We start from the raw sequence: 9089 nt of genomic DNA on the forward strand, positions 1-9089 counted from the left end.
TTTGTATTAACATTCACGTTCCGGGGGTCGATGTGTTAGGAGCGTGGGTAACGTAAGTTAGTGCAATTTGCATTGCTATTATACTAATTACGGCAACAATTGACACTTGAAATACCCTGAAAGTATTCTTAACTGTACCGTCAGCAGCCTTAGCATATAACAGTCCGAATATTACACCAGTTTCTGCGATCATCAGCTCTAATGTAGGTAACATCTCATTTACCTCATTACCTATGTTAATAAATGCTGTAAAGAAGTTAAGTAACCCCGTTATACCGGACGGAATAGCAATACCATTAACACCCTCCAAGTTCAGGTTGGGTATTTGGGCTATTCCCGATATGTTGTGTAAGACGTAGACCGTCATAACAATAACACCAGCCATAATTGCAGGTGCAATTGCCGCAGCCCCTACGAACATATATAAGCTCCTCTTCTTGGCCATTATGGCGTCATAGTAAGCGTCTGTAATTTCCGCAAGCCTAGTAAAAATGTTATACCTAAGTACACCTTGTCTGTCCATCTCCATTAAGTTCCTGAAGACCGTATTAAGGATCCACGAGTCAGTTCTTGGATTGAAGTTACCCGTAGTTATCATAGATGATACATAACGGGAGATCGTGTCATCAATTAACTTTCCGAAAGTAGTAGCCTTTACCAAGGTTGAGGATAATAAATCACCCTCTTGTAACTTTCTCAGGGCGTTAAAGAAATTATCACCGGTACTTCTTATGAGCTCCGCAACAGACCTAACAAAGATCGGTAGCTTTTCCTCAGCCTCGTTCTTAGCCTTTATTCTCTGATATGCTGAGTAACCATAGAAGAATGAGAATGCCATCATTGGCATCTCGAAGTAAATCCATAGTAACAGGCCTCTAGGAGAGAGTATCTTTAATATCGTCAGCACTGCTAGGAGTATCATAGATATGGCTAAAGCTATCCCTCCCTTCTTTATATCACCGTTTATCTTAACATCCTCAGGCGGGGCACTAAGTGCCAAGTACATATATAAAGCAAATCCTATTAAAGGTACCATAAAGAAGGCAATACTGTCTGTACCATATACCGGATTGTTAGAGGACACGGCAAACGATATGGAGAACAACGGGACAATTAACAGAAACAACAGAGCAAGTTCACCGAGATTTGAGGCTGCCCTACCGAAGTTCTCCCACTTTCTCTTTAATTCCTCCATTACCTCCACTGTGATTCTGTTCATGAACTCCATCAGACTTCCTCCACTCTTAGATATCGACACTGCTCCAAGCAAAAGTCTTTCGAAGACCTTAGAGGGATGATCCATTGCTTCTCTAGCAATAGCCTCTTCAGGAGGCATATTGAATATAACGAAGTCTCTGTGGATCTTGAGGAACTCTCTGGGGACTGCCTTCAGATATTCCGTCCCAAGTTTTTCCTCTTCGTTTACCTGCTTAGAACTCTTTTTGTCGAAAATTAATAAAGATCCTCTAGTCTTCTTATCTCTACTCTTTATCTTCATATCCGCATAAGTCTCGCTTGACTTAAGCTCTTCAACCATCTTCATTATTCCATAACCTAACTGAGCCATGCTCCACATCACTATTGAGACTATAGGCATCTCCTTTTCTACTTGGGTAGCTAAGGAATTCCTAGCATCCCACATTTTCACCCACGGGTAAAAGTATGTGATAATGACTACTGCTCCACCGGCTAACGAATAGAGAACGGCCCCACTAACTATATAAATCATCATTCCGACTACCGCTGATAGTAAATAACCGTACCATGAGTATTGAACCATCTCCTTAAGCCATATATTAGGGTCTTCGATTAGCTTAGACTTCTCTACTAACGGTACTATTATGTCAGTCAAGTAATCGTCATACTTGTGGATATAGTTAAAAACGGTTATCACTACTGAATAAAGAAGGAGACCTAGTAGTAAACTCTCTAGGTAAGGTAGTCCGGAAAACCTAAGGAATTTAAACGATAGCAGAGTCAACGTTAAGACATCTATAGTGACTATCAGTGTAAACAAGAAGTTTATAGGTGAAGCCTCGAACCTCAGCTGTTTCTTCTCCTTTCTTGGCTTCACCTTCATAGTAGTCTTCTTACTTTTTTTAGATAATTCCCCTAGCCTCATAGAACTTCGTCAACTCCTCCTTATATTGATTAAGGGAGAGGTTCCTTTCATATACCCTCTCCAAAAACTCTACCCTTGACTTTAATTCCTCCTCAAGTTCCTTCTGGGTTAACCCGTTCTTCATGGCAATTTCTAAGAGCCTTTCACTGGTAGGTACTAAGGAATCGTCCCAGTCGTCCTTCAACGGGTTATAATGGACCAACCGTCTGTAGACTGCTAGCCCAGACTTCAACAACACCTCGCCTGCTTCTTCCACTCTTCTCCTTAAACCGCCCTTCCTTTCGGGATTGGGGTATGTGTTGATAAAGACTACCATAGTGACCAGTGCGAAGAACGAGTCGTCTACACCGGAATAATTAAACCTGGCTTTAAGGGAATCGTAATCCTCCGCGTGCAGAGAAGTAACTCCTCCGTGACCGCTAGCTACAGAATGGATGAACTCTTTAATCTCCTCTTTAGTTCTTACCTCACCTACTGACACGAAGTCTGGTCTAATTCTCAAAGTATGAGAGATCAACTTATCCAGTGGTATCTCTATGGCTTCACTGTACTCCATAAAAGTAGTAGACCTCCTAGCCACTAGCCTTGTCCAATTGGGGAAAATAACCTTAAGTTCAGGCACTTCCTCCACCGTAACTATCTTCCAAGATGGAGGAAGGACTGTCATTAATGCATTTATGAAAGTAGTCTTACCGGTTCCCGTCCTACCTACAACCAGAATAACTCCTCTGTTTTCCAGAATGTACCAGAGAGCCGCAGCGGTCAGAGGTGAAAGGGTCTTACGCTTATAGACTAAATCAGCAAGAGTCCATACCTCCTCTAAAGGTTTTCTTATCGTGATCGTTGAGCCGGGTAGAGACACTTCACTACCGAAGGTTACCGCAAATCTATAGCCTTCAGGGGTTATGCCTTCAACTATAGGCCTTGCGAAAGTTACGGACTTACCAGACTTTAGTACGATTCTCTGAATGAGATAGTCAGCCTCAGCCTTAGTTAAGTGTATGTTTGTCGGCAACCATGTTCCGAACTCTCTATGGAATACCCACACTGCATCTCCATAGAGATCTGATCTAGAGCCGGAATACGTTATATCCTCTAAGTTCTCATCGTCGAATAGTGGAGACATCGGTCCATAGCGAAACATGTCACGATATATGAAGTAACCTATGTTAGGATCACCTCTAACGTCAGGGTGCATCAATATCTGTTGAATCATCTCGTCCTCGTTTGCAGAGGGCTTTATAACATAATATAATGTCTTCTTTATCTTGTCCACAACTTTCATCTGCTTTTCGTCTAGATCCGGCTCATCGACTTGGTAATAGATGTCCCCTTGCTCATCCTTCACTACGTAAGCCCTAGGATAAGATACTCCTTTCTCTTCGTACTTCCACTTAAGTTCCTTTTCAAGAAGAACTGTGCCCATAACCTCGGGCTTTAAAATTTTAATAACAGATTGTTCCGACATGAGGATTTCACCCACCACCAAGGTATTATAGAGATATATAAAATGAGTTTACGTCACCCCAGTTGTTAAACATTACGACGTAGACGTTTCCGTAAGGATATACTGGATTATTAGGTAGTTCGTAGTAGTCAGTGGGAACGTATTGTGTATTATGTAGATAGGGGGGAGCAGCGTAATAGGGATAATATAGAGTATTACTATCGTATTGGAAATACGCGTAATAATAATAGTGTGGCTGACCTATTGGTTGAGGAGGACCAGGTTGGTGAGGACCGGGTGGAGTTTGTATCTCCTCTTGGCACTCTATTTGCACTTCGTAGTATTTGTATGGTATATATAGGTCAATAGGAGCCGAATAAGCAGAAGATGGGTTGTTTTGCTGATAATATGGTGAAAATAAGTCCTGAGTACTTATTGTAAGTTCTAGTGAACCGGAGGGAGCAATTGTTTCGCCAATGTAAGTTTGTACTAATTGAGCTAGTTTTGGATATGCAAATGTCTGATAACTAGGAGGACTCCCCTGCTGGTTCGTTCCGATCAAATTTGTATTTTGTGCGTTAGGTGAACCCGCAGAGATGATTAGATATTCTATTGTTTGAGTAATTTGAGAGGGATTGTAAACATTAACCGTTATTGTGGGATCGGAATAACATGTTATAGTTACTGTAAATTGATAAATTATCCCGTTAGCAATATAGGTACATGAGTGATGTGACGATTGAATAGACTTATATTGTATAGACGGGTTAATCTGCAAATTCGCATTATTATGGTTATAAATGTTAATCTGTGCTTGAGACAACTGGGCTCCTACGGCCTGAAAGTCCCCTAAATACGATAGTATTAGGGCTAAGGATATTAACAATATCATGATAAAAATGGCTATCCCAATAACAGTTCCCAACCCCTTTTTCCTTTTAAGATACACATGACTTTTCATCATTGCATCACCCCAGGGGACATAACGAACTCTTCAGAGTAGCCGTTAGTAAAAACGAGGGTTATGTAGTAGGTATTGAGGTTTGTAGGTACATTGACTATTAGTATCGCGTATTCCTTACCGGGTTGTATTTCATTGCTGGGACAAGGAATGAACTGAGGCTGACCTCCCGTTGTTCCGCTCGGTTGTACTACCATGTACACATACGTGATATTGGGTTGTAATGCGTCGTTTACCATTACATACGCCAACTGTACCGGTGAGGAACCGTAATTAACCAAGAAAAGTAACATACTTTGAGTATAATGCGGGTAGTTTTGCAACTTGGGGTACGGGTTCTCTATCAAGTATAAGGGCTGTAAAAGAGGTAAATTCGGGGGGGTAGGCGGTCTCTGAATTGCAGTAACAAAGTAACCTCCGTTAAAGGCAAAGAAAGCCCCTATCAACACTAGAGTTATAACTAAAGAAAGTAGTGCTGCTACAACTTCCGATAAACCTCTTTTTTGGACTTTCATCAGGCACTCACCACTTGTGCAGACGTCTGTATTTGGATGACCGAGGAACCTAATTGACCGGTCAATGTAACTATCGTGTAGTTCTCCGGGTTAACCCAGTCAGAGTACTGGTTTACTTGGTAGTTTCTAACAAAAGTGTAAAGTAACTGAGTGTAAGCCTGCCTTACGCTTACGGGCAGATGCACACTATAACTGCTGAGCTGAGAATAAGGCACAATGGCCGTGTAAAATGTGTTCCCGCTTAAGTCTTGTGTAATACCGTTACTAGTAATCGACACATGTTGCACGATAAAATCTGTGTAAGCATCATCCGATATATATAGTTGAATCATGACTGTACCGGGGTTTTGAACGTTTTGGTAGTTCATAAGGATCACTACAGCCCTGACTTGGATGTCAGGGGAGGAGGAAAGGATGTGAATATAATTTAAACCGTAATGATAGAGGAAAGCCCAAGCTAAAAAAACAATTAAGATCAAGAGGAGGGAGCCTACAATATTGCTTAGCCCCCTCCTCCCTCTAGACACCATTTACTTCTTCACCTTAATTTCAGTCTTGTACAACTACGCTTACTTGTTGACTGACAGTCTGTGCCGTTACGTTGTCAGCTGCAGAAGCCAATATAACCACTGTTTGACCGGTCTGTAAAGATGGTACTATTTTGGTGGTTATAGTTCCTGATAATGTCAGTGACTGACCCGGTTCTATCAATAGACCTTGTTTCGTAAGTTGGTATTGACCGCTTATCGGAGACAATGCAGTAGCACTACCACCAGTAGCACCAGCAGGAGCTTTACCAGTACCGCTATACAAATAATAAATTTTACCGTTTACTACTAGCTCCACGTAAGATAATGCAACAGGGTCGTTACCACTGTTAGTAATAGTAACAGATACAGTAGCACCTTGAGTCTGGTATTCTCCACCGGGTATAATAATTGATTCATCACTTAATGATATACCTGCATTATGGTTACTCGACGAGAATAGACCGAATGCGAAGTGTCCTATTAGTAGAGCTGCAACTATTGTTAGTACTATGAGTAGTAGTGATCCAACTATATTTGATAGGCCTTTTACCATTTTTTTATTAACTTTTTTTATTGTAGTAGCCATTTTTTCTCAAACACTCACTACTTTTTGGTCCTTATAAGTTTTTCTCTTTATGGGCTACTTCAGAATTATATAAAAATTTATAACAGCAGTTATGGGACTTTCCCTTAAATATCGCCCTGTAATTAAGGCAAAATCTAATAACTGCTATTTATAAAAAATAATTACGAGTATTACTCATGGGAAAGAGTAAGTACAAGAGGGATTGGCACAAGTACGACGAGAACGTTATAACTAGATATACCCTAATGTTCCCCTTCTACGTCTTCGAACACTGGTTTACTAGCAGAGGAGAATAGACATGCAAAGAAAACCTACAAGGCACCAAAGGAGTTCAACGAATTCCTAGCATTCCTCCACTTGTTCTTACCTTATAGGGCTATTGAAGGAGTATTGAGAGCACTAGAGAGACTGAAAATCATCCCAACAAGCCTAGACTACTCAACAGTGAGGAAAGAGTAAGAAACATGAACATAAAATTCCCGGAAGCAAACGACGAGCTGGATTCCTCAAGATCGAAATAGTAATGGATAAGGACCAATTCAACATAATAAACGCCGAAGTAACCACCAACGAGGTTGAGACTGCAGTCAAGACAGTTAAGGATTTACAAGATAAGGGAAAGAAAGTCAAGAAATTTTACGGAGATAAAGCTTATGATGCCAATGAGGTTTACAATACTGGGGTTGAGGTTGTTGTCCCACCTAGGAAGAACGCTTCTACTAGACGTGGCCATCCTACTAGGAGAAAGGTTGTAAGGGAGTTCAAGAGGTTATAATCGTTGGAGGGAGGAGAAGGGTTATGGTATTAGGTGGCGGCCATTGTGCCTTATTCTCAGCTCAGCAGTTATAGTGTACATCTGCCCGTAAGCTAGGGTTTTGAACGTTTTGGTAGTTCATAAGGATCACTACAGCCCTGACTTGGATGTCAGGGGAGGAGGAAAGGATGTGAATATAATTTAAACCGTAATGATAGAGGAAAGCCCAAGCTAAAAAAACAATTAAGATCAAGAGGAGGGAGCCTACAATATTGCTTAGCCCCCTCCTCCCTCTAGACACCATTTACTTCTTCACCTTAATTTCAGTCTTGTACAACTACGCTTACTTGTTGACTGACAGTCTGTGCCGTTACGTTGTCAGCTGCAGAAGCCAATATAACCACTGTTTGACCGGTCTGTAAAGATGGTACTATTTTGGTGGTTATAGTTCCTGATAATGTCAGTGACTGACCCGGTTCTATCAATAGACCTTGTTTCGTAAGTTGGTATTGACCGCTTATCGGAGACAATGCAGTAGCACTACCACCAGTAGCACCAGCAGGAGCTTTACCAGTACCGCTATACAAATAATAAATTTTACCGTTTACTACTAGCTCCACGTAAGATAATGCAACAGGGTCGTTACCACTGTTAGTAATAGTAACAGATACAGTAGCACCTTGAGTCTGGTATTCTCCACCGGGTATAATAATTGATTCATCACTTAATGATATACCTGCATTATGGTTACTCGACGAGAATAGACCGAATGCGAAGTGTCCTATTAGTAGAGCTGCAACTATTGTTAGTACTATGAGTAGTAGTGATCCAACTATATTTGATAGGCCTTTTACCATTTTTTTATTAACTTTTTTTATTGTAGTAGCCATTTTTTCTCAAAAGATGACTTGGTTTTTGGTCTTTAAAAGCAAAGCAGATAGAACGAGGTTGGGAACGAAGTCTGAAACAGACCGTTTCACAGTTTTCATTAATTTCCCAAAGAAGAGTTATGTTTTCCTCTATTATTTTTACTTGAATTTTCTAGTGGAATAGTTATCTTTTAGTATAATTTTTATTTATATAATAAGTTAAATTATTTCAGATTTTCCAAGCAACTAACTATTGTATATGTTCTTATAGGGAGAAAGGCTTATATAGTAAAACACAAAGTAGATCTTATGTTAACAACTGGAACTTCTATTTCTTTAACACAATTTAATTATGTGAATGTCCTTAATATGGAAGACAGTTTACCGAAAATAATACTTTATTTAGTTTTGCCTAGTTATAAGGGAGACATCTTTCTATCACTAGCTATAATCTCCTTTGCCACCCTATTAGTTATCAGAAGGATAAAGGCAAAAAGTGAAGTTCAGATAGTTAGTGAGAAATTGGATAATAGAGATCTTCTTGTTATGGAGGCGATAAAGAGAGGATATAAAACTTTGACCGAGATCTCGAATTTTACCGGCATTCCAAAGACGACTACATATAGGAGACTCAAAAAGCTCACTTCCTTAGGCTACTTACAAGAAACCAGGGAGTACGGTAGAGTATACTATGATCTCAATTTAAGGACAAGAGGTACAAGAACTAAAATTAACAAAGGCATAGCCGAAAAGATGAGGGATAACGGAAAAGAGAAAAAAGAACTATAATTTCCTACATAATTCCTGTAAAAAGAGAGGGAAAAAGTTTTACTTTTCTACTTAGTTTCACGGGTATAGTTCTAGTGGAAATCTCGGGAAAAATAGTTTCAAGAGATCCTTGTATATTCGACACCTTTCTTTTCTTGGTGTGAAAGCTTTAGGAACTGAAATAGGGATTATAATACTCCTGCTAATAGTTTTAGCGTCTATAGCCATAATTCTAGCGTACTATGGTGCATTCGAGGGGACACTTAGCAGTTACTTCCCAGTTCTCGTTCTGATGGTTGTAGATGTTTATTTGAGCTTGGGAAAGTTGTGCACCTATACTATAATGATGTCTCTCATAGTGATTGTGGAGTAGGCAGAGGCGCATATCACGGTCAGGCACTCGGTATTTATAAATATACAGCAGTTATGGGAATCTTAGGGAGGTAATACCAAGAAGTCGGTATTAGCGAGAAGTTTTTAATTTTAGACGTCTTCATACTGAAAAGATGTCAAACGGAAAAGGACAAATCGAGTTAG

General features: G+C 40.1%; 10 protein-coding genes and 1 pseudogene. 3 read left to right on the forward strand and 8 right to left on the reverse strand.

Translation table 11 applies throughout. The annotated features are described in order from the left end of the window. Positions 1-13: 13 nt before the first annotated feature. Genes WIW52_RS05505 through WIW52_RS05530 form a run of 6 tightly spaced genes read right to left on the reverse strand, consistent with a single transcriptional unit; the run spans position 14 to position 6161 of the window. Positions 14-2122, reverse strand: a complete 2109-nt coding sequence (locus WIW52_RS05505; protein WP_337709138.1) for a type II secretion system F family protein — start codon at positions 2120-2122, stop codon at positions 14-16. After that, positions 2100-3590 (reverse strand): type II/IV secretion system ATPase subunit, encoded by a 1491-nt coding sequence (locus WIW52_RS05510; protein WP_337709139.1) that lies wholly within the window; start codon positions 3588-3590, stop codon positions 2100-2102. Before WIW52_RS05510 ends, WIW52_RS05505 begins: the two co-directional genes overlap by 23 nt. A 25-nt stretch (positions 3591-3615) precedes the next feature. After that, on the reverse strand, positions 3616-4533 hold the full coding sequence (locus WIW52_RS05515; protein WP_337709141.1) for a hypothetical protein: 918 nt from the start codon (positions 4531-4533) through the stop codon (positions 3616-3618). Next, complete coding sequence (locus tag WIW52_RS05520) at positions 4530-5045, reverse strand: hypothetical protein (protein ID WP_337709143.1); 516 nt, start codon at positions 5043-5045, stop codon at positions 4530-4532. The genes WIW52_RS05515 and WIW52_RS05520 overlap by 4 nt, the downstream gene beginning before the upstream one ends. After that, entirely contained in the window at positions 5045-5575 is a 531-nt protein-coding gene (locus WIW52_RS05525; protein WP_337709145.1) for a hypothetical protein, read from the reverse strand. The genes WIW52_RS05520 and WIW52_RS05525 overlap by 1 nt, the downstream gene beginning before the upstream one ends. 19 nt (positions 5576-5594) lie before the next feature. Further along, the gene (locus WIW52_RS05530; protein WP_337709146.1) at positions 5595-6161 is read right to left on the reverse strand and encodes a type IV pilin; all 567 of its coding nucleotides are present in this window, start codon (positions 6159-6161) and stop codon (positions 5595-5597) included. Positions 6162-6337: 176 nt separating this feature from the next. Here WIW52_RS05530 and WIW52_RS05535 point away from each other — a divergent pair. Beyond that, positions 6338-6976: pseudogene (locus WIW52_RS05535) on the forward strand (transposase); the annotation flags it as partial. A gap of 21 nt (positions 6977-6997) precedes the next feature. On the opposite strand, the gene WIW52_RS05540 reads toward WIW52_RS05535, so the two are convergent. Together WIW52_RS05540 and WIW52_RS05545 are read right to left on the reverse strand one after the other, a co-directional pair. Continuing rightward, entirely contained in the window at positions 6998-7219 is a 222-nt protein-coding gene (locus WIW52_RS05540; RefSeq protein ID WP_337709148.1) for an archaellin/type IV pilin N-terminal domain-containing protein, read from the reverse strand. Between the two features lie 19 nt (positions 7220-7238). Next, positions 7239-7805, reverse strand: a complete 567-nt coding sequence (locus WIW52_RS05545) for a type IV pilin (RefSeq protein WP_337709146.1) — start codon at positions 7803-7805, stop codon at positions 7239-7241. A 288-nt stretch (positions 7806-8093) separates the two neighbouring features. Between WIW52_RS05545 and WIW52_RS05550 the strand changes: the two genes are divergently transcribed. Both WIW52_RS05550 and WIW52_RS05555 read left to right on the forward strand, forming a co-directional pair. Beyond that, on the forward strand, positions 8094-8573 hold the full coding sequence (locus WIW52_RS05550) for a winged helix-turn-helix domain-containing protein (RefSeq protein WP_337709150.1): 480 nt from the start codon (positions 8094-8096) through the stop codon (positions 8571-8573). Between the two features lie 139 nt (positions 8574-8712). Beyond that, positions 8713-8925, forward strand: a complete 213-nt coding sequence (locus tag WIW52_RS05555; RefSeq protein WP_337709151.1) for a hypothetical protein — start codon at positions 8713-8715, stop codon at positions 8923-8925. The last annotated feature ends 164 nt before the right edge of the window (positions 8926-9089 follow it).

It is taken from the genome of Stygiolobus sp. RP850M (assembly GCF_037389295.1).
GTDB lineage: Archaea > Thermoproteota > Thermoprotei_A > Sulfolobales > Sulfolobaceae > Stygiolobus.

Excerpts from the sequence above, each read along its gene's own strand:
- WIW52_RS05520 (WP_337709143.1), bottom strand. The coding sequence starts at position 5,045 with ATGAAAGTCCAAAAAAGAGGTTTATCGGAAGTTGTAGCAGCACTACTT.
- WIW52_RS05510 (WP_337709139.1), bottom strand. The coding sequence starts at position 3,590 with ATGTCGGAACAATCTGTTATTAAAATTTTAAAGCCCGAGGTTATGGGC.
- WIW52_RS05550 (WP_337709150.1), top strand. The coding sequence starts at position 8,094 with ATGTTAACAACTGGAACTTCTATTTCTTTAACACAATTTAATTATGTG.
- WIW52_RS05545 (WP_337709146.1), bottom strand. The coding sequence starts at position 7,805 with ATGGCTACTACAATAAAAAAAGTTAATAAAAAAATGGTAAAAGGCCTA.
- WIW52_RS05540 (WP_337709148.1), bottom strand. The coding sequence starts at position 7,219 with ATGGTGTCTAGAGGGAGGAGGGGGCTAAGCAATATTGTAGGCTCCCTC.
- WIW52_RS05525 (WP_337709145.1), bottom strand. The coding sequence starts at position 5,575 with ATGGTGTCTAGAGGGAGGAGGGGGCTAAGCAATATTGTAGGCTCCCTC.
- WIW52_RS05515 (WP_337709141.1), bottom strand. The coding sequence starts at position 4,533 with ATGATGAAAAGTCATGTGTATCTTAAAAGGAAAAAGGGGTTGGGAACT.
- WIW52_RS05505 (WP_337709138.1), bottom strand. The coding sequence starts at position 2,122 with ATGAGGCTAGGGGAATTATCTAAAAAAAGTAAGAAGACTACTATGAAG.
- WIW52_RS05530 (WP_337709146.1), bottom strand. The coding sequence starts at position 6,161 with ATGGCTACTACAATAAAAAAAGTTAATAAAAAAATGGTAAAAGGCCTA.